The organism is Poseidonocella sp. HB161398, from assembly GCF_005870025.1.
Classification (GTDB): domain Bacteria; phylum Pseudomonadota; class Alphaproteobacteria; order Rhodobacterales; family Rhodobacteraceae; genus Mangrovicoccus.
The window spans coordinates 1-17,657 of record NZ_VATA01000027.1 but is presented as its reverse complement, the minus strand read 5'-3'; the positions used below and the strand labels follow the sequence as shown (position 1 = coordinate 17,657).

At 69.6% G+C, this 17,657-nt stretch carries 21 protein-coding genes, 1 tRNA gene and 1 pseudogene; 16 read left to right on the top strand and 7 right to left on the bottom strand.

Annotated elements, in window-relative coordinates:
* Nucleotides 1–58: 58 nt before the first annotated feature.
* The 8 genes from FGX59_RS20060 (at nt 59) to FGX59_RS20030 (ending at nt 6,326) form a co-directional block, all read left to right on the top strand.
* Nucleotides 59–691 carry an MSMEG_1061 family FMN-dependent PPOX-type flavoprotein gene (locus tag FGX59_RS20060; protein WP_138468905.1) on the top strand — a complete coding sequence of 211 codons (633 nt, stop codon included), beginning with the start codon at nt 59–61 and terminating at the stop codon, nt 689–691.
* A gap of 81 nt (nt 692–772) precedes the next feature.
* Nucleotides 773–1,387 (top strand): exopolysaccharide biosynthesis protein, encoded by a 615-nt coding sequence (locus FGX59_RS20055; RefSeq protein ID WP_138468904.1) that lies wholly within the window; start codon nt 773–775, stop codon nt 1,385–1,387.
* 114 nt (nt 1,388–1,501) lie between these two features.
* Complete coding sequence (locus tag FGX59_RS20050) at nt 1,502–1,954, top strand: GNAT family N-acetyltransferase (RefSeq protein ID WP_138468903.1); 453 nt, start codon at nt 1,502–1,504, stop codon at nt 1,952–1,954.
* A complete protein-coding gene (locus tag FGX59_RS20045) occupies nt 1,951–3,294 on the top strand; it encodes a DUF2927 domain-containing protein (RefSeq protein ID WP_138468902.1) in 1,344 nt (447 codons plus the stop codon). Before FGX59_RS20050 ends, FGX59_RS20045 begins: the two co-directional genes overlap by 4 nt.
* 10 nt (nt 3,295–3,304) lie before the next feature.
* Entirely contained in the window at nt 3,305–3,469 is a 165-nt protein-coding gene (locus FGX59_RS37665) for a hypothetical protein (RefSeq protein WP_171060741.1), read from the top strand.
* Between the two features lie 48 nt (nt 3,470–3,517).
* The gene (locus tag FGX59_RS20040; RefSeq protein WP_138468901.1) at nt 3,518–4,702 is read left to right on the top strand and encodes a VWA domain-containing protein; all 1,185 of its coding nucleotides are present in this window, start codon (nt 3,518–3,520) and stop codon (nt 4,700–4,702) included.
* Between the two features lie 428 nt (nt 4,703–5,130).
* Nucleotides 5,131–5,583, top strand: coding sequence for a GAF domain-containing protein (locus FGX59_RS20035; RefSeq protein ID WP_171060740.1), 453 nt, complete (start codon nt 5,131–5,133; stop codon nt 5,581–5,583).
* A 53-nt stretch (nt 5,584–5,636) separates the two neighbouring features.
* Nucleotides 5,637–6,326: a M48 family metalloprotease gene (locus tag FGX59_RS20030; protein ID WP_138468899.1), complete on the top strand. Its 690-nt coding sequence runs from the start codon at nt 5,637–5,639 to the stop codon at nt 6,324–6,326.
* Here FGX59_RS20030 and FGX59_RS20025 read toward each other — a convergent pair.
* The 3 genes from FGX59_RS20025 to FGX59_RS20015 form a co-directional block, all read right to left on the bottom strand.
* On the bottom strand, nt 6,314–6,799 hold the full coding sequence (locus FGX59_RS20025) for an RNA pyrophosphohydrolase (protein WP_138468965.1): 486 nt from the start codon (nt 6,797–6,799) through the stop codon (nt 6,314–6,316). The genes FGX59_RS20030 and FGX59_RS20025 overlap by 13 nt on opposite strands.
* 8 nt (nt 6,800–6,807) lie before the next feature.
* Nucleotides 6,808–7,656 (bottom strand): inositol monophosphatase, encoded by an 849-nt coding sequence (locus FGX59_RS20020; RefSeq protein ID WP_138468898.1) that lies wholly within the window; start codon nt 7,654–7,656, stop codon nt 6,808–6,810.
* A gap of 72 nt (nt 7,657–7,728) precedes the next feature.
* Complete coding sequence (locus tag FGX59_RS20015; RefSeq protein WP_138468897.1) at nt 7,729–8,565, bottom strand: glycerophosphodiester phosphodiesterase family protein; 837 nt, start codon at nt 8,563–8,565, stop codon at nt 7,729–7,731.
* 189 nt (nt 8,566–8,754) lie between these two features.
* Here FGX59_RS20015 and gpmI point away from each other — a divergent pair, with 189 nt between their 5' ends.
* The 3 genes from gpmI to FGX59_RS20000 are packed head-to-tail and all read left to right on the top strand — an operon-like array spanning nt 8,755 to nt 12,691.
* Complete coding sequence (gene gpmI, locus FGX59_RS20010) at nt 8,755–10,269, top strand: 2,3-bisphosphoglycerate-independent phosphoglycerate mutase (protein ID WP_138468896.1); 1,515 nt, start codon at nt 8,755–8,757, stop codon at nt 10,267–10,269.
* Complete coding sequence (locus tag FGX59_RS20005; protein WP_138468895.1) at nt 10,266–11,363, top strand: murein hydrolase activator EnvC; 1,098 nt, start codon at nt 10,266–10,268, stop codon at nt 11,361–11,363. The genes gpmI and FGX59_RS20005 overlap by 4 nt, the downstream gene beginning before the upstream one ends.
* Nucleotides 11,360–12,691: a S41 family peptidase gene (locus tag FGX59_RS20000; RefSeq protein ID WP_138468894.1), complete on the top strand. Its 1,332-nt coding sequence runs from the start codon at nt 11,360–11,362 to the stop codon at nt 12,689–12,691. The genes FGX59_RS20005 and FGX59_RS20000 overlap by 4 nt, the downstream gene beginning before the upstream one ends.
* Before the next feature lie 84 nt (nt 12,692–12,775).
* On the opposite strand, the pseudogene catB reads toward FGX59_RS20000, so the two are convergent.
* A pseudogene (gene catB / locus FGX59_RS19995) lies at nt 12,776–13,410 on the bottom strand (type B chloramphenicol O-acetyltransferase).
* Nucleotides 13,411–13,622: 212 nt separating this feature from the next.
* A complete protein-coding gene (locus FGX59_RS19990; RefSeq protein WP_240722601.1) occupies nt 13,623–14,249 on the bottom strand; it encodes an exopolysaccharide biosynthesis protein in 627 nt (208 codons plus the stop codon).
* 325 nt (nt 14,250–14,574) lie between these two features.
* Between FGX59_RS19990 and FGX59_RS39340 the strand changes: the two genes are divergently transcribed.
* Complete coding sequence (locus tag FGX59_RS39340) at nt 14,575–14,709, top strand: hypothetical protein (protein ID WP_255471612.1); 135 nt, start codon at nt 14,575–14,577, stop codon at nt 14,707–14,709.
* Nucleotides 14,710–14,754: 45 nt separating this feature from the next.
* On the opposite strand, the gene FGX59_RS19985 is transcribed toward FGX59_RS39340, so the two are convergent.
* Entirely contained in the window at nt 14,755–15,408 is a 654-nt protein-coding gene (locus FGX59_RS19985) for a GntR family transcriptional regulator (RefSeq protein ID WP_138468893.1), read from the bottom strand.
* Complete coding sequence (locus FGX59_RS19980; protein ID WP_138468892.1) at nt 15,405–16,112, bottom strand: M48 family metallopeptidase; 708 nt, start codon at nt 16,110–16,112, stop codon at nt 15,405–15,407. The genes FGX59_RS19985 and FGX59_RS19980 overlap by 4 nt, the downstream gene beginning before the upstream one ends.
* A 95-nt stretch (nt 16,113–16,207) precedes the next feature.
* On the opposite strand from FGX59_RS19980, the gene FGX59_RS19975 reads away from it, so the two are divergent.
* The 4 genes from FGX59_RS19975 (at nt 16,208) to FGX59_RS19965 (ending at nt 17,548) form a co-directional block, all read left to right on the top strand.
* On the top strand, nt 16,208–16,546 hold the full coding sequence (locus tag FGX59_RS19975; RefSeq protein ID WP_138468891.1) for a TIGR02300 family protein: 339 nt from the start codon (nt 16,208–16,210) through the stop codon (nt 16,544–16,546).
* Between the two features lie 216 nt (nt 16,547–16,762).
* Nucleotides 16,763–16,838, top strand: a tRNA-Ala gene (locus tag FGX59_RS19970).
* A gap of 169 nt (nt 16,839–17,007) precedes the next feature.
* Nucleotides 17,008–17,271 (top strand): AAA family ATPase, encoded by a 264-nt coding sequence (locus tag FGX59_RS38805; protein ID WP_240722599.1) that lies wholly within the window; start codon nt 17,008–17,010, stop codon nt 17,269–17,271.
* Nucleotides 17,174–17,548, top strand: coding sequence for an AAA family ATPase (locus tag FGX59_RS19965; RefSeq protein ID WP_240722597.1), 375 nt, complete (start codon nt 17,174–17,176; stop codon nt 17,546–17,548). The genes FGX59_RS38805 and FGX59_RS19965 overlap by 98 nt, the downstream gene beginning before the upstream one ends.
* The last annotated feature ends 109 nt before the right edge of the window (nt 17,549–17,657 follow it).

The following is a 17,657-nucleotide window of genomic DNA, read 5'->3' as shown; positions in this document are numbered from 1 at the left end:
CGGCGGGATTTCCTGACCTAGGGTAAGACGGCTTTGCCCTTCGCCGCAGGAGACCGCCATGAGCTTCCGTCCGGACGAGACCATCACCAGCCATGCGCGGCTGCGCGAGATCATCCCCGACCAGACATCGGTCCGCGTCACTGGCAAGGACCGCGACCGGCTGACCGGGCTGGCGCGGGAGTTCATCGCGCTGTCGCCATTCCTGATTCTCGCCACGTCCGGGCGCACCGGACAGGTCGCCGTCTCGCCGCGCGGCGACCGGCCCGGCTTCGCCGAGGTCTTCGACGACAGGACGCTCCTGATCCCCGACCGGCTGGGAAACCAGCGGCTCGACAGTTTCGAGAACGTGCTGAGCGATCCCCGCGTCGGGCTGATCTTCCTGGTGCCGGGCCATCCCGAGACGCTGCGCATCGCCGGCACCGCGGTGATCGCCCGCGACCGCGCCGCGCAGGAGCGGCTGGCGCATAACGGCCGCCGGCCCGACCTGATCCTCGCCGTGCGGGTGGAGCAGGTCTTCATGCACTGCGCCAAGGCCTTCACCCGCGCGCGCCTCTGGCAGTCCGGGACCTGGCCCGCCCGCCGCAGCGCGCCGAGCCTGGCGCAATGGGTGGCCGAGGCGGTGCCCTCGGAGCTGACCGTCGCCGAGATCCAGGAGATCCATGACGAGGATGCCGAGACCCGGCTCTACTGACCGCCCGCGCCCCGAAGCGCTGTCATCATAATGTCATCCCCGCGGGCGGAACCGGCGGCGGGTCCCTGCCGTTCCGGCTGCATGGCACAGGATGGAGAACAGACCGGCCCCGGCGCCCTGCCCGACCTCGTCGCGCGGATCGGCGATCTGGCCGAGGGACGCGAGGAGATCCCGCTGGCGCGGCTGGTCGAGGAAATCGGCGCGCGCGGGCATGCGCCGCTCCTGATGATCGTGGCGGTGCTGATGGTGCTGCCCCTCGGCATGATCCCCGGCATCGGCGGCGCGCTCGGGGCGCTGGCGGCGCTGATCGGACTGCAGATGCTGCGCGGACGGCGCGGGCTCTGGCTGCCGGATTTCCTCGGCCGCCGCACCCTGCCCGCGGCGCAGCTGGCGCGCATGGCCGAACGGATGCAGCCGGCCGCCGCCTGGCTCGGGCGGCACCTGCATGTCCGGCTGCAGGTGCTCTCGGCCGGGCGGCTGTCGCTGTCGCTGATCGCGCTGGTGCTGATCCTGGCGGGCAGCTCGCTCCTGGTGCTCGGCGCGATTCCGGTGGCGACGCCGCTTCTCGGGGTGCCGGTCGCGATCTTCGCCATCGGCATCCTGTCGCGCGACGGCGCGGTGGTGGCCGCGGGCTGGGCGGTGCTGGCGCTGGCGGTCTCGACGCTGGGCACGGTGCCCGGCGAGCTCGCCGGATGAGCAGCCGCTGTGCATCCGCGCCACCCGGGGCCGCGAAAAGCCCGCGATCCGGCAAAGCCTGTTTCTTTCGCGCCCCGGCTCGCCTATGGGTTGGGTGAGCAGCAAGATACAAGAATGTTCATGACCCTGACCGTTCGCCCTCTCGCCGCCGGAGACCGCCCTCACTGGGACCGGCTCTGGAGCGCCTATCTCGAGTTCTACGGCACGTCGCGACCGCCGGAGCTGCTTGACGCGACCTTCGCGCGGCTCCTCGGCGATGCGCCGCAGCACTGCCTGATCGCCGAGGCCGAGGGCCGGCCGGCCGGGCTGGCACACTATATATTCCACGCCCATAACTGGCATCTCGCGCCGGTCTGCTACCTGCAGGACCTCTATGCCGATCCCGAGGCCCGCGGCCGCGGGCTGGGCCGCGCGCTGATCGAGGCGGTCTATGCCGCCGCCGATGCCGCGGGCGCCGCCGACACCTACTGGCTGACGCAGGAGGACAACGCCACCGCCCGGCAGCTCTACGACCGGGTCGGCCAGGTCACGCCCTTCGTCAAGTACAGCCGCGGACCGAAGACGTGAGGGTCCTGCCGCTTCTCGCGCTGCTCGCGCTGCTGGCCGGCTGCGCCGCCAATCCGCCCTCCCGTCCCGAAGCCGCGGACACGCCCCTGCCCCTGCCCAAGGTGATGAGCTTCGGCGCCACCGACGTGCAGCCGCCGCAGCGCGCCAATGCCGACATGGCGAAGGACTTCCTCGACCTCTCCTTCAATCTCGAAAGCGGCCAGGCCCTGCCGGTCTTCACCCGCTTCGAGGGACCGATCACCGTCGCCGTCACCGGCATCCCCAGCCCGGCGCTGGAAAAGGAGCTGCGGCGGCTGATGCACCGGCTGAAGAGCGAGGCCGGACTCGACATCCGCCGCACCGCCGATCCGGCCACCGCCTCGGTCACGATCCAGGGCATCACCAGCCGCGACATGCAGCGCACCGTGCCCGAGGCCGCCTGCTTCGTGCTGCCGACCCGGGTCACCTGGGACGGGTTCCGCCAGACGCCGCGCAGCCCCGACTATTCCTGGACCCGGCTGAAGACCCGCAAGGCGGTCTCGGCCTTCGTGCCGGTCGACACCTCCCAGCAGGAGATCCGCGACTGCCTGCACGAGGAGATCGCGCAGGGGCTCGGCCCGCTCAACGACCTGTTCCGGCTGGGCGACTCGGTCTTCAACGACGACAACCTCAACCCGATCCTGACCGGGTTCGACATGCTGATGCTGCGCGCCACCTACCATCCCTCGCTGCATTCGGGGATGACGAAGGAGCAGGTCGCGGCGCAGATCCCCGTCGTGCTGGCGGCGCTCAATCCCCGCGGCCAGTCGGTCCCGGCCCGCGGCGTCATCCCCTCGAGCGACACCTGGATGCGCGACATCACCCGCGCGCTGAGCCCGGGCAGCACCTCGGCGCGGCGCGCCGCCGCCAAGCGGGCGGTGGTGGAATCGGCCCCCTGGGAGGATGTGCGCACCGGCTTCAGCCTGTTCACGCTCGGACGGCTCAGCCTGCCGCGCGACGGCGAGGCGGCGCTGCAGGCCTTCCTCGCCTCGAAGGACATCTTCGAGAGCATGCCCGAGACCCGCATCCATGCCGCCCAGTCCGGCTTCCACCTGGCCGCCTTCGCGCTGAGCGCGGGGCAGTGGGACATGGCGATCGGCCTCTGCGACCTCTACATGCCCGCCGCCAGGCGGCACGAGGATGCCGCGCTCCTGTCGGATCTGCAGATCGCCAAGGCGGCCGCGCTCTCGGCGACCGGCCATCCCGACCCGGCGCTCCGGCAGGAGGCGCTGGCCTGGGGCGTCTATGCCTATGGCAGCCCGGACCGCGCCGAGGATCGCGCGGTCGAGATCGAGGCCCTGGCGATGCGCCACGGCGTGTGAGGAGACCCCCATGATCGTCATCGTCACGACCCTCCTGGGGGGCGGCTACGGCGCCTTCCTGGCCCGCCGCCGCGGCGGCAACCGCTATGACATCGCCCAGTATGCCGCCGTCTTCGCCATCATCGGCGGGCTGATCGGGCTGATTGCCGCAATCTGGCTGCAGCGGGCGGGCTGAGCGCGGGCGGGAGTGGCAAAGCCCCGGCGGCGGCGCTATTCTCCCCCCATGTTCCTGCCGTTCTTCGAAAACCTGCGGAAGGCCGGGGTTCCGGTCAGCCTGCGCGAATATCTCAGCTTCCTCGAAGCGATGAGAACCGGCCTCGTCACCTATGACGTGGACGGGTTCTACTATCTCGCCCGCACCGTCATGGTGAAGGACGAGCGCAATCTCGACCGCTTCGACCGCGCCTTCGCAGGCACGTTCGAGGGGCTCGAATCGATCAGCTTCGAGGAGATGATCGAGGCCGTCGACATCCCCGAGGAATGGCTGCGCAAGATGGCCGAGAAGCATCTCTCGGAGCAGGAGAAGGCCGAGATCGAGGCGCTTGGCGGCTTCGACAAGCTGATGGAGACGCTCAAGCAGCGGCTCGAGGAGCAGAAGGAGCGCCACCAGGGCGGCAGCAAGTGGATCGGCACCGGCGGCACCTCGCCCTTCGGCGCCTACGGCTACAATCCCGAGGGCATCCGCATCGGCCAGAAGGAGAGCCGCCACCGCAAGGCGGTGAAGGTCTGGGACAAGCGCGAGTTCCGCAATCTCGACGACAGCGTCGAGCTTGGCACCCGCAACATCAAGGTGGCGCTGAAGCGGCTGCGCCAATGGGCCCGCGACGGCGCGGCGGACGAGCTGGACCTCGACGGCACGATCCGCGCCACGGCCGAGCATGGATACCTGGACGTCAAGACCCGGCCCGAGCGGCGCAACGCGGTCAAGGTGCTGCTGTTCTTCGATATCGGCGGCTCGATGGACGACCATGTCAAGGTGGTCGAAGAGCTGTTCTCGGCCGCCCGGGCCGAGTTCAAGCACCTGGAGCACTACTACTTCCACAACTGCCTGTACGAAGGCGTCTGGCGCGACAATTCCCGGCGCTGGAGCGAGCAGGTGCCGACCTGGGACGTGCTGCATACCTACGGGCCCGACTACAAGTGCATCTTCGTCGGCGACGCCTCGATGTCGCCCTACGAGGTGCTCTATCCGGGCGGCGCCAACGAGCACTGGAACGAGGAGGCCGGCGAGGTCTGGCTGCGCCGCGCGATGGACCAGTGGCGCGACTGCCTCTGGCTGAACCCGGTCCCCGAACGCCACTGGCCCTATACCCAGTCGATCGGCCTGATCCGCGAGATCTTCGGCGAGCGCATGGTGCCGATGACGCTGGAAGGCATCGACCGCGGCATGCGGCTGCTGGGGCGCTGAGCGCAGAACGTAGCGGAAAGCCGCGCATGCCTCCATTGGGCCGCGAAAATCCTTGACAGAATCACTCTGCCGACTGGCCGGCCATGCGGACAGGTGTCCGGACCAGTTTCCATTTCCCGCCGATGACTTGGTAGACCTGCCTAAAAGCGCGGCAGACAGGCGGGCCGATGACGCCAAGTTATTGCGGGTACGGGAAAACCTGACCGATTCCCCCGGGAATTTGTTTAAACAAAAGTGGACCAATTCATTTCGTTGATAATGATGGCCTTTTCAGGAGCCGTGCCCTTCGTACGGCGAACCCGCGGTTCCGCAACCCCCGTCCGGCCCGTTCCGCGCCGCTGATCGGGACCTCCGGGCGGGTTGACGAGCCCCGTGATCACCGTACCGTGATAACCATGCACCGACAGACCTTGAACAGTTTGGCAGAAATGATCGAAGCGGCCGCACGCAGCCTCCGGGCAGATTGCATCGCCCTCGCGCTGCCCTCCCCGCTTCCCGGCTGCCTGCTGGTTCTCGCCCGCGGACAGGATCTTCCCGAACCGCCGGAGCTGGTCCCGGTCCCGGCCGGCAACTGCTTCTGCGATGCCGTGCTGCAGACCGGACAGGAGCTGCAGGCCCATCACGGCGCGGGCAGCGTCTGGCGGGACGGGCGCTGCGGCCTGATGGTCGCGGAAGAACTGACATCCTTCCTCGGCGTGCCGGTGCATTCGGCCGGCGGCGACCGGGTGATGGCCAGCCTCAGCGCCAACAGCCGCATGTCGCGGATCTGGTCGCGCGGCGACCGGGAGCTCCTGCGCGGTATCGCGCGCGAGATCGGCAGCCGCGACCTGCTGGAGCATGTCGTCGCCAACCGGCAGCGCACGGGCAGCACCGTCGGCTGAACCGGCGCCATGCGGCCTTGCCGGGCGCGGCGCGGATCGCCATATCTTGATCCATGCTGAAACTCGCGCCCATCCTCGCCGCCCTGCTCTACGGCATCGCCTACTACCTGTTCTCTGCCTGGCGCACGCGCCAGCAGCTGGACCAGCGCTCCAGCGAGCTCGCCGATGGCCGGCTGGCGCAGGTGCTGAAGCCGATGGCGGAGGCGCTCGATGTGCCGCGCATCCCGGTCTATCTCTACGAAATCGAGCCGGTGAACGGCCTGGCCGCGCCCGACGGGCGGATCTTCCTGACCCGCGGCTTCTACAACCGATTCCGCCAGGGCGATGTCTCGGCCGAGGAGCTGGCCTCGGTCATCGCGCACGAGCTGGGCCATGTCGCGCTCGGCCATTCGCGGCGGCGGATGATCGATTTCTCGGGGCAGAACGCGATCCGCGTCGCCTCGGCGATGATCCTGTCGCGGATCATCCCCGGGGTCGGCCCGGCGATCGCCAGCCTGCTGACCGGCATGCTCGCCGCGCGGCTCTCGCGCCAGGACGAGTACGAGGCCGACGCCTATGCCGCGGCACTGCTGACGCAGGCGGGGATCGGCACCGGCCCGCAGAAGGACCTGTTCCGCAAGCTCGAGGCACTGACCCAGGGCGGCAGCCCCGCCCCGGCCTGGTTCCTCAGCCACCCGAAGACGGCCGAGCGGATCGCGGCGATCGAAACGCTCGAGCGCCGCTGGCAGCCTCAGGCCAGGTAGGGCCGGAACTCGTCCACCACCTGCTCGTAGACCGCGCGCTTGAAGGGCACGATCCGCTCCACCACCTCGTCGAGCGGCACCCAGTGCCATTCACTGAATTCGGGATGCTCGGTGGCGATGTCGATCTGGTCGTCGCTGCCGTGGAAGCGCAGAAGGAACCATTTCTGCTCCTGCCCGCGGAACTTGCCGCCCCAGAGCCTCGGCAGCAGGTCGACCGGCAAGTCATAGGCGATCCAGCCCGCGGTCTCGGCCTCGACGGTGACGAGCGCAGGCGACACGCCGGTCTCCTCCTCCAGCTCGCGCAGCGCGGCCGTGCGCGGATCCTCGCCCTTGTCGATCCCGCCCTGCGGCATCTGCAGCGCGGGGCCCGGATTGTCGATCCGCTGGGCGACGAAGACGCGGTTCTGGGCATTGACCAGCATCACCCCGACATTCTGCCGGTAGGGCAGCCGGGCGATCTCCTCGGCGGTCATCGTCCTGCTCATGCCGCGCCCTCCTCGGAGAGCCAGGCCAGCCGGGCCTTCATCTCGTCGAAAAGCGCCGGGCTCTGCGCGGTCAGCAGCACGCCCGCGGGAACGGCGCCCGGGCGGTAGGGCGTGCCGTCGAGCATCCCGGCCCGTCCGCCGGCCTCGGTCACGGCCAGCACCCCGGCGGCATGGTCCCAGGGCTTCGGCTTGACGCCGAGCGCGTAGCGGGCGTTGCCCTGCGCCAGCATGCGGTATTCGTGGCAGGCGCAGCCCAGCGAATAGGTGCGGCTGCCGGCCATCAGCTCGGCGGCGAGCTTCGGCTGCTGGTCGAGCGGGAAGAGCCGCAGCGGCACGAAGCCCCCCGTGGCCGCCGACGGCTGGGCGGGCATGGCGAGGCGGCGCGGCTCTGCATCGGGCCGGCAGAACCAGGTGCCGCCGCCCTTGCGCGCCAGGATCCAGTCGTCCAGCACCGGGTCGTAGAGCAGCGAGAACACCGTCTCGCCCTCTTCGGTCACCGCCACGATCACGCCGAAATTGGCCAGGCCATGGGCGAAGTTCCAGGTGCCGTCCACGGGATCGACGATCACCGCGCGGGCCGCGCCGGGGATGCGCGCGGGCAGGTCCGGGTCTTCCTCGACCGCCTCCTCGCCGACCACCAGCACCTCGCCCAGGGCCCCGCCCGCAAGCGCGGCGGCGATGTGCTTCTCCGCCTGCTGGTCGGCGATGGTGACCAGGTCGTCATCCGCGGTCTTGGAGCTGATCGCGTCCTCTGGCAGGGCGCGGAAGCGCGGCAGGATGTGCTGCCGGGCCGCTTCGCGCACGATGTCGATCAGGAAACTTTCTTCGTCTCGGGTCAGGGGCACGTGGGGAGGGTCCTTGTCTGCCTGTCACTCCCCCCAGTCATGCCCTGCCCTGCGGCAACTGGCAATGAGGTCTCAGGCCGCGACCCGCCCGGCGCGCCAGCGCAGGAAGGCATCTGCCTGCGAGGTGGCCACTGCGCGCACCCCTGCCTCGCAAAGCGCCGCCCAGCCGGCCTCGCACGCGGCCCCGTCCTCCGGCCCGTTCCCGGGGGCGCCGGCCATGACCGGAATCCCGGCCGCGGCGAGCGGTCCGGCCAGCGCGGCGATCCGCGCCGCCGGGGCGCCTGGGACCTCCGCCATGGCCGGGCGCGCCGCCAGCAGCGCGGCAAGCACCGCGCCATCCGCCTCCGGAGGGCCGAGCCGCAGCCGCGGCATCGCGCCGAGCCCCGCCGCGGAGACCGCCGCGGCGAACGCCTGCACCCCGGCCGGATCGGCGAAGCCCGCCCGCAGCACCGCGCGCCCGGCCGCGCCGCAGGCGGCGAGCCGCGCCAGCACGGCAGGCAGCGCATCGAGCGCCGGCAGGGTGAAGACCAGAAGGCAGCGCCCGTCGGCCGCGGCCAGGAGTTCTGTGGCCAGCGGCAGGTAGGACCGGCTCAGCCCGGCCCCGCCGCCGCGTCCGCCGCGCAGCGGCAGCCGGGTCAGCGAGGCGGTCGCCATCCCCGCCACCGGCCCTCGCGCCGCCGTCATCCGGGACAGGTCGGGATCGCGGAAAGCCACCAGGTCGCCCTCGCGCGACAGACGCAGGTCGAACCCGGCCATCTCGCAGCCCGCCTCCATCGCCGCCTCGAGCGCGGGCACGCTGTTCTCCGGCGCGGCCTGCGACCAGAGCCCGCGCTCGGCGCAGGCCAGGGGCGCTTCGCGGCGCAAGAGCGCGTCCATTGTCAGGAGCCCGTCCATCATGCTGTCCCGCATCCGTTCCGGCCCTGCAGGGCCGCCGCCTGTCTAGCCCGGATCCGGCGCCGGATCCCGCACGGGATAGCGTCATGGTTTACAGGCATTTGACCGCCTGCGGGGGCAGCCGCGGCCAAACTGGTCGTTTTCCTTGGCGGCGTCTTGGGCTAAGTCTGCGGCAACCGTTCAAAGACCGAGGAGCCCGCCGCCATGGCACCGAAACCTGTCGTCCTCTGCATCCTCGACGGCTGGGGCAAGCGCGCCGACACCGCGTACAACGCCCCCGCCCTGGCCGAGACCCCGACCTTCGACCGCATCATGGCAACCTGCCCGAGTGCCGAGCTGACCACCCATGGCCCGGTCGTCGGCCTGCCGAAGGGGCAGATGGGCAATTCCGAGGTCGGCCATACCAATATCGGCGCGGGACGCACCGTGGCGATGGATCTGGGCCAGATCGACCTGGCGATCGAAGATGGCAGCTTCGCCGAAAACGAGACGCTGAAGGGCTTCATCGCCGCGATGAAGGAGACCGGCGGCACTGCGCATCTGATGGGCGTGGTCTCCGATGGCGGCGTGCATGGCCATATCCTGCACATCCTCGCCGCGGCGCGGGTGCTCTGCGATGCCGGCGTGCCGGTGGCGATCCATGCCGTGACCGACGGGCGCGACGTGGCGCCCTCCTCTGCCGCGGGCTTCATGACCGAGCTGGCCGAGGGGCTGCAGAACGACGCGAAGATCGTCACCGTCACCGGGCGCTACTGGTGCATGGACCGCGACAACCGCTGGGACCGGGTGGAGAGCGCCTACCGCGCCTGGACCGTTGCCGACGCGCGCCGCGCCGACGATGCCGGGACCGCCGTCGCCGAGGCCTATGCCGCCGGCGAGACTGACGAGTTCATCAAGCCGACGGTGATCGGCGAGTACCAGGGCATGCAGGAGGGCGACGGCTTCTTCTGCCTGAACTTCCGCGCCGACCGCGCCCGCGAGATCCTGGCCGCGCTCGGCGCGCCGGGCTTCGACGGGTTCGACCCCGCGCCGCGTCCGCATTTCGCCCAGATGCTGGGCATGGTCGAGTATTCCGACGCCCATAACGGCTTCATGAAGACGGTCTTCCCCAAGCGCGCCATCGCCAACACGCTGGGCGCCTGGGTCGCCAAGCAGGGGCTGACCCAGTTCCGCCTGGCCGAGACCGAGAAGTACCCGCATGTCACCTTCTTCCTCAATGGCGGCAAGGAGACCCCCGAGGAGGGCGAGGACCGGTTCATGCCGCAATCGCCCAAGGTCGCGACCTACGACCTGCAGCCCGAGATGTCCTCGGTAGAGGTGACCGACAAGTTCGTCGAGGCGATCGGGAAGGGCTACGACCTGATCGTGGTGAACTACGCCAATCCCGACATGGTCGGCCATACCGGCGACCTGGAGGCGGCGAAGAAGGCCTGCGAGGCGGTCGACCAGGGGCTGGCCCGGGTGCTGCCCGCGCTGGAGAAGGCCGGGGGCGCGATGATCGTCACCGCCGATCACGGCAATTGCGAGCAGATGTGGGATCCCGAGACCAATGGTCCGCATACCGCGCATACGCTGAACCCGGTGCCGGTCGCGCTGGTCGGCGGCCCCGAGGGCGCCACGCTGCATGACGGCATCCTCGCCGATCTCGCGCCGACCGTGCTGCAGCTCATGGAGCTGAACACGCCGCCCGAGATGACCGGAAAGTCGCTGATCAATTGAGCCCGCGCGCCCTTCTTCTCGCCGCCTGCGCGGCGGCCGTCCTCGGGGCAGCGCCGGCCGGTGCCGCGCCCGGCCCCTGGGAAGAGCGGGTGGCCGCCGCCGCCCGCGCCGCGGAGACCGCCACCGGCAGCTCCGCCCGGCTCAGCGCCCTGACCCAGCTCATCGCCGCCCAGGAGGAGGGCCAGGCGGCGCTGCGCACGCAGCTGTCGCTGCTGCAGGCGGAAGAGGCCAGGCTCTCGGCAGAGCTCTCGGGCGACGAGGACCGCAGCGCCCAGCTGCTGGCCGCGCTGGAGCGGCTGGGCGATGCCGATGCGCCGCTGCCCTTCCTGCATCCGCAGGGCGCGCTGGCAGCGGCGCGGACGGCGTCGATGGCCAATGACATGGTCGAGGCGCTGGCGGCGGGACGCGCCGGGCTGATCGCGCGGCTCGACCATGTGCAGGACCTGCGCCGGGCCGCGGCCAAGGCGTCCGGCGAGCTCGGGCAGCTGCGCGACGAGACCGCCGAGGCGCGCCAGACGCTGATCGATGCCTCGGCCTCACGCGGCGACCTGCCCCCCGCCTTCGACAGCGAGAGCGCCGCCGCCCAGGCCAGCGCGCTGGGGATCTCCGACCTGACCGGGCTCGGCGCCCGGCTCGGCCCGGAGACGCCGCATGGCGCCGCGCCCGCGGGCCTGCCGCTGCCGGTCGAGGCCGTGCCGGTTGCCGACGGGCCCGGCTGGCGGCTCAGGGCCGGGCCCGGCGCGCTGGTCAGCGCCCCCGCAGCGGGCCATGTGCTCTATGCCGGGCCGCTGCGCGGACACCGCCTGGTGCTGGTGATCGAGCTCGCTCCGGGGCGCACCCTGGCGCTGGCCGGGCTCGGCCGGTTGCTGGTGCGCTCGGGCGATCCGGTCGCTCCGGGCCTGCCGCTGGGCTTCCTTCCGGAGGCCGCGGGGACGGAGGGCGGATCGCAGGACGGCCACGGAATTGTGACGCCTGCTCCGTTTACATCTGGCGACCTGCCGGGAGACACGCTTTATATGGAAGCAAGAGATGCCAACAGGCCCGCGGACCCCGCGCAGTGGTTCGCGGCGGAAGAGGACAAGAAACCGAGATGAGATCCTTCGTGATGGCCGCCCTGGCCGGAACCGTCGCAGGCGCCGTGCTGACGACGCAGATCGCCCGCCCCGTTCTGGCCGAGGAAAAGCCGGACTCCATGTCGGTCTACGAGCAGCTCGACCTCTTCGGCGACATCTTCGAGCGGATCCGCGCGCAGTATGTCGAGCAAGTCGATGACGGCGACCTGATCGAGGCCGCCATCAACGGCATGCTCACCTCGCTCGACCCGCATTCGAACTACCTCTCGCCCGACGACGCCAACGACATGCGCGAGCAGACCCGCGGCGAATTCGGCGGGCTCGGCATCGAGGTCACGCAGGAGGACGGCTTCGTCAAGGTCGTCTCGCCGATGGACGGGACCCCTGCCGACGAGGCCGGGATCGAGTCCGGCGACTACATCACCCATGTCGACGGCGAGAGCATCCTCGGCCTGACGCTCGACGAGGCGGTGGAGCTGATGCGCGGCCCGGTCGGCTCGGACATCGTCATCACCGTCGTGCGCGAGGGCGAGGAAGAGCCCTTCGACGTCACCATCACCCGCGACACGATCAAGCTGACCGCCGCGCGCGTGCGCACCGAGGGCAATGTCGTGGTGATGCGCGTCACCACCTTCAACGACCAGACCTATCCGGACATGGAAAGCGGCCTGGCCAAGGCCGTCGAAGAGCTCGGCGGCGAGGACAAGGTCGGCGGCTACGTGCTCGACCTGCGCAACAACCCCGGCGGCCTGCTGACCCAGGCGATCAAGGTCTCGGACGCGTTCCTCGACAAGGGCGAGATCGTCTCGACCCGCGGCCGCAACCCGGCCGACGGCGACCGCTACAACGCCACCGAGGGCGACCTGGCCGAAGGCAAGCCGCTGGTCGTGCTGATCAATGGCGGCTCGGCCTCGGCCTCCGAGATCGTCGCGGGCGCGCTGCAGGATCACCGCCGCGCGGTCGTGGTCGGCACCAAGAGCTTCGGCAAGGGCTCGGTCCAGACCGTGATGCCGGTGCCCGGCGGCGGCGCGATGCGCCTGACCACCGCGCGCTACTACACGCCCTCGGGCCGCTCGATCCAGGCGCTCGGCGTCTCGCCCGACATCGTGGTGGAGCAGCAGCCGGTCGAGGAGATCACGGAAGAGGACGAGTCCAAGATCCGCACCCGGACCGAGGCCGACCTGCGCGGCAGCCTCGACAATGACAGCCTCTCCGAGGACGAGCAGCGCCAGATCCAGGAAGAGCAGGACGCCGCCCTGGCCGCCGCGCATCTGCGCAACCAGGACTTCCAGCTCTCCTACGCGATCGACCTGCTGAAGGGCCTCACCGCGCTGAACAAGCCCGAGTGATCCCGGGGCCCGCGGGCCCGCGCCGGACGGACCGCCGCCCCGGATGCCCCGCGCATCCGGGGCGGTTTCCGTTCGGGGCCCTGCTCAGCCGAGGCGGGCCCGGTCGCGCCAGTGCCGGTGAAGCTCCTCCACCTTGCCGCTGGTCAGCAAAGGCATCGCCGCGCGCAGCTGCTCCTCCGGCCAGTCCCACCACCGCATGTCCAGCAGGAGCGCGATTTTCCGGTCATCGAAGCGCTTGCGGATCACCTTTGCGGGATTTCCGCCGACGACCGCATAGGGCTCCACGTCGCGGGTCACCAGCGCGCGGGTGCCGATCACCGCGCCGTCCCCGACGCGGATGCCGGGCATGATGACCGCCTCGGAACCGATCCAGACATCGTTGCCGATGACCGTGTCCCCCGCCGGCTGGTAGCCGTTCTCCGCCCGCCGAACGCCGCCACCTCGGACATCCAGTAGAAGGGGAAGGTGCTGATCCAGTCGCTCCGGTGCCCCTGGTTTCCGGCCATGATGAAGGCCGCCCCGGAACCGATGGAGCAGAAGCTGCCGATCACGAGCCGGTCCGCCCCCACGTCGGGCGGCAGGTAGCGGGCGCAGTCCTCGAAGCTGTGGCCATGGTAGTAGCCGGAATAGTAGCCGTAGCGGCCGACGGTGATATTCGGGTTGCCGACCTGCCGGTCGAGCGTCACGCCCTTGAACGGGCTGTCGAAGAAGTTTTCCATTTGCAGTTTCCGGGATGAGTCATTTGCCTTGGTCACGCAGAAGCTGCGCGGCTGCCCCGGGGCAGCGCGCCCTGCCCCGGGCCGGATGCCGGGGCGGTCTTCAGGTGGTTCGGCGTGCGGACGTCATCTCTCATCCAACCTGCTGCAAGGGCCGGTCAGGGGCAAGAACAGGCGCCATGGCGCGCGCTGCCAAGCGGCCGCGTGGCCGCGCCTCAGGAGGCGGCGGCGGCCGCGACGGCGCTGATCGCGTAGAAGGGCAGCGACAGGGCGGTCGCCATCAGGAGCGCCCCCATCGACATGAAGAGCGCGTCCCGCGCCAGCATCGCCACCGCGAAGAGCAGCACCGACAGGCCGAGAATCGAGCTGGAGAAGGGCACGAGCTCCAGGAAGGGCATCGCCAGGCCGCAGACCAGGCAGGCGATCTCGCAGCCCTTGCGGATCGGCCGCCGCATCGCCCAGGACCCGTGGCCGGTCGCGTGCCGGTCGAGCCAGCGCGCCAGCCCGCCCAGACGGCCGATCGCCTCGCGCGCCTTGCGGCCGTGGATCCTGCGGCGGGTGACCGCCTCGGGCAGCCAGAGCCGCGTCCGGCCGATCACCATCTGCCCGGCGACGAAGGCAATCGTCAGGCCGCAGACCGTGGAGAAAAGCGGAATGCCCGACAGCGGCGAGACCACCAGCAGCGCCGGAACCATCAGCACGGGCAGGAAGGAGGTGTCGCCGATCGCATCGAGGATGTCGTCGAAGGAGACGGTCTCGCCAGAGGCCGCCTCGCCGAGCTTGCCGACAAGCTCCTCCATCGTTCCGCCCTGTCCGAACTCCATGAACTCGTCTGCTTCCATCGCCATGTCCCGCCACGCCCCGCACATCACATGTCTGTTGCGGAACCAACAAAGGCAAGGGGGACCGGTTCCCCTTTGTGCCGCCATCGGCGGGGCTCCGCCCGCGCGCAGGCCATGCAGCGCGCGAAGACCCGCGATGCGGTAGCTGCAGGCGCGCCGGACAGCGCCCGGAAAAGCAGCGGCTAGCCAGCGGGTTTTCCACAGGAATTTTCACAACGCCCGAAAATGCGTCAATATCTCGCTAACCGCACTCATTTTACGGGCGTAGACGGAACGGAGTCGCGCCGCTAGAGAGCCTTCGTCCGCTTCATATAGAGTTACCGACATGCATCCGAACCTGACCAAGTCCTGCCCCGCCCGCACCAACGAGCCGCAGCTGCGCATCAACATCGCGCAGGCGACGATCGTCCTGGGCACCTGGGCCGCCCTTTTTGCCGCAGGCTACGCGCTGCTGCCCTGAGCCGCCCGCCCGCGGCGGCGGCGCGTCCCGCCCGTCCCGCGCGACTTACTCCCCAGCGATCATCCGCAGCCCCTGGGTCACGTCGGTCCTGACCGCCAGCCTCAGCCCGGGCTCGTCGCCAGCCTTCAGCGCCTCGATGATCAGCCGGTGCCCATGCGGCACGCCGGTCCGGCGGAGCCGCCCGTAGAGCGCGCCCATCGTCGGCCCCAGCTGCAGCCAGACCGTTTCCAGCATTGCCAGCATCGCCGGCGCCTGCGCCCGCAGATAGAGCGTGCGGTGGAATTCCAGGTTGTGGCGGATATAGCCGACCGCATCGCCGCGGCCGACCGCGTCGGCGATCACCATGTTGATCGCCTCCAGCCGCTCGATCAGCGCGAAATGCACCTTCGGCAGCGCCCGCGAGCTCAGCTCGGGCTCGATCATGCCCCGGAGCGCGGCCAGCTCCTCGATCCGCTCGTTGCCGAGCGCCGGCGTCGCCACCCGCCCCGATCCCGACAGCGTCAGCGCGCCCTCGGCCACCAGCCGCCGCACGGATTCCCGCGCGGGCGTCATCGAAACGCCGAAATCCGCCGCCACGCCGCGGATCGTCAGCGCCTGTCCCGGCGGCAGCTCGCCGCACATGATGCGGTTGCGCAGCGTGCGGTAGATGCGGTCATGCGCTGCCGGGACCGAGCTTTCGGCCTGTCTCGCGCTGCTCATGTCCCCTTGTCCTCTCCTCCGAACCGGTAGCGGTGCAGCCAGGCGCCATTCTCGCGCAGCCAGCGACGGTCCCCGGCATAGCCCGGATGCAGCCGCGCCACTTCGGCCCAGAAGGCCGCGGAATGGTTCATCTCGGCCAGATGCGCCACCTCATGGGCTGCGACATAGTCGAGGATCTGCCTGGGCGCCATGATCAGCCGCCAGGAAAACATCAGCCGCCCGCCCGACGAGCACGAGCCCCAGCGCGAACGGGTGTCGCGCAGCGCCAGCTCGGAATAGCTGCGCCCCAGCCGACCGGCATAGAGATCGCAGCGCTCCGCCAGCCGGCCGCGCGCCAGCGCCGTCAGCCAGGCCCGCACCTGCGGCCCCGCGCGCTCGGCCCGCACCCTCAGCTCGCTGCCCTGCCGCTCGGCCTTGCGCACCCGCGCCGCCACGATCCGCAGCGCCTCGCCCTCGACAGGCAGCCGCGCGCCCGGCGCCACCAGCACCGGCGGCGGCGTGCTGCCCAGATGGTCGCGCACCCAGTCGCCGCGCTCCTGCAGGAAGGCGTCGAGCTCGGCGGCCGGCACATGCGGCGGCGCCGTGAGCGTCACCCGTCCGTCAAGCCGCGAGATGCGCAGCGACAGCCGCCGCGCCCGGGGCGAGCGCCGCAGTTCCACCTCGACCCGGGGCACCCCGGCCAGCTCGAGCCGCTCACCTGTCATTTCCAGTACTCCGCCTCACGGTTTTTCCTTTGACACCCCGTCCGGGCTGTGGCAATGGCCCACACTCAATCCGTCGAGAAAAGAGGAAAGACCAAATGCCCAAGGAAGAGTGGGGAACCAAGCGGGTCTGCCCAACTACGGGCAAGAGGTTCTACGATCTCGGCCGGTCGCCGATCGTCAGCCCGTATACCGGCCAGGTCGTTGATATCGACACCGGCAGCAAATCCCGCACGATGATCGCCGACAAGGCCGATCCGGATGCGAAGAAGACCTCGCGCGATGATGGCGATGACACGGTCCTCGACGATGACGACGATGTCGACATGGATCTGGGCGATGATCTCGATGATGACGTCCTCGACGAGGACGAGGAGGACAACGTCTCCCTCGACGACATCACCGACGTCTCGACCGACGACAACGGCGACGACTGAGACCGGCCGCAGGCCAGGCGAATTCAAGGGACGGCCCGGAGCGATCCGGCGCCGTCCTTTTCCTTTTTTCGGCGCACAACCCCTTGTTCTGCCGACGTTTTCAACTGATTCCCCCGGGAGATGAAGTTTTTTCCAGTTCGGCGATTTTTCCGCTTGCGCTCCCCAGCCAGACCCCTTAGACAGCCTCTCACCGACGCGGCAGACGCCGCGCCGGCCGGGGCCTTAGCTCAGTTGGGAGAGCGCTTGCATGGCATGCAAGAGGTCAGGGGTTCGACTCCCCTAGGCTCCACCAGATATCTCTTGAAGAGCACCAGATAGTTCTGCCTTTATCGTCAGAGGTTTTGCCTCTGCCGCGCAGACTGGTATTGTTTTCCCTACGAAAATCCATGCTGCTTTGATCCGCGCCCATAGCGTGTCGATCGCGTTGCAGCCCTTCCCCCTGTCAAACTCGAGGATGGCCCATGAGCGACCATTTCTTCGTCGTGACGGGCGGCCCGGGTGCGGGCAAGACCAGCCTCATCACCGAGCTTGCCCGACGCGGCTTTCACACGATCCCCGAATCCGGCCGCGCGGTCATTCGCGAGGAGATGCAGAGCGGCGGAGACGCCCCCCCCCTGGGCGGATCGCATGGCCTATGCCGAAAGGATGCTGGAGCAGGACCTACGCGCCTACAGCGCCGCTCAGGCGCTCTCAGGCCCGGTGATCTTCGACCGCGGCATCCCTGACATCTTGGGCTACCTGATCCTCTGCGGCTTCCCCGTGCCGCCCCACGTCGCCGCAGCAGCCAAGGCAGCCCGCTACAACCGTCGCGTCTTTCTGGCGCCGTTCTGGGATGAGATCTTCACGCAAGACACCGAACGCAAGCAGACTCGCGCCGAAGCGGAAGCGACCTGTGCCAGCATGCGCGAGACCTACACCGCCCTCGGATACAAAATCACGGAGCTACCGCGCGCCAACATTGTAACACGCGCCGACTTTGTCTGTACGCAATTAGCGATGTGACCGTGATCTCCAGCTAGGCCTTGTTGCACAAATCGTGCGAGGGATTCACTGCATGAATCCAGCATGATAGCCGGTAGGCATGAGCAGTTGGGCCCCTACGAAGTACAAG

Excerpts from the sequence above, each read along its gene's own strand:
- FGX59_RS20035 (WP_171060740.1), top strand. The coding sequence starts at position 5,131 with ATGATCGAAGCGGCCGCACGCAGCCTCCGGGCAGATTGCATCGCCCTC.
- FGX59_RS19980 (WP_138468892.1), bottom strand. The coding sequence starts at position 16,112 with ATGACAGGTGAGCGGCTCGAGCTGGCCGGGGTGCCCCGGGTCGAGGTG.
- FGX59_RS19985 (WP_138468893.1), bottom strand. The coding sequence starts at position 15,408 with ATGAGCAGCGCGAGACAGGCCGAAAGCTCGGTCCCGGCAGCGCATGAC.
- FGX59_RS20050 (WP_138468903.1), top strand. The coding sequence starts at position 1,502 with ATGTTCATGACCCTGACCGTTCGCCCTCTCGCCGCCGGAGACCGCCCT.
- FGX59_RS20055 (WP_138468904.1), top strand. The coding sequence starts at position 773 with ATGGCACAGGATGGAGAACAGACCGGCCCCGGCGCCCTGCCCGACCTC.
- FGX59_RS20000 (WP_138468894.1), top strand. The coding sequence starts at position 11,360 with ATGAGATCCTTCGTGATGGCCGCCCTGGCCGGAACCGTCGCAGGCGCC.
- FGX59_RS20060 (WP_138468905.1), top strand. The coding sequence starts at position 59 with ATGAGCTTCCGTCCGGACGAGACCATCACCAGCCATGCGCGGCTGCGC.
- FGX59_RS38805 (WP_240722599.1), top strand. The coding sequence starts at position 17,008 with ATGAGCGACCATTTCTTCGTCGTGACGGGCGGCCCGGGTGCGGGCAAG.
- FGX59_RS20015 (WP_138468897.1), bottom strand. The coding sequence starts at position 8,565 with ATGCGGGACAGCATGATGGACGGGCTCCTGACAATGGACGCGCTCTTG.
- FGX59_RS20030 (WP_138468899.1), top strand. The coding sequence starts at position 5,637 with ATGCTGAAACTCGCGCCCATCCTCGCCGCCCTGCTCTACGGCATCGCC.
- FGX59_RS39340 (WP_255471612.1), top strand. The coding sequence starts at position 14,575 with ATGCATCCGAACCTGACCAAGTCCTGCCCCGCCCGCACCAACGAGCCG.
- gpmI (WP_138468896.1), top strand. The coding sequence starts at position 8,755 with ATGGCACCGAAACCTGTCGTCCTCTGCATCCTCGACGGCTGGGGCAAG.
- FGX59_RS19990 (WP_240722601.1), bottom strand. The coding sequence starts at position 14,249 with ATGGAAGCAGACGAGTTCATGGAGTTCGGACAGGGCGGAACGATGGAG.
- FGX59_RS20040 (WP_138468901.1), top strand. The coding sequence starts at position 3,518 with ATGTTCCTGCCGTTCTTCGAAAACCTGCGGAAGGCCGGGGTTCCGGTC.
- FGX59_RS19975 (WP_138468891.1), top strand. The coding sequence starts at position 16,208 with ATGCCCAAGGAAGAGTGGGGAACCAAGCGGGTCTGCCCAACTACGGGC.
- FGX59_RS19965 (WP_240722597.1), top strand. The coding sequence starts at position 17,174 with ATGGCCTATGCCGAAAGGATGCTGGAGCAGGACCTACGCGCCTACAGC.
- FGX59_RS20025 (WP_138468965.1), bottom strand. The coding sequence starts at position 6,799 with ATGACCGCCGAGGAGATCGCCCGGCTGCCCTACCGGCAGAATGTCGGG.
- FGX59_RS37665 (WP_171060741.1), top strand. The coding sequence starts at position 3,305 with ATGATCGTCATCGTCACGACCCTCCTGGGGGGCGGCTACGGCGCCTTC.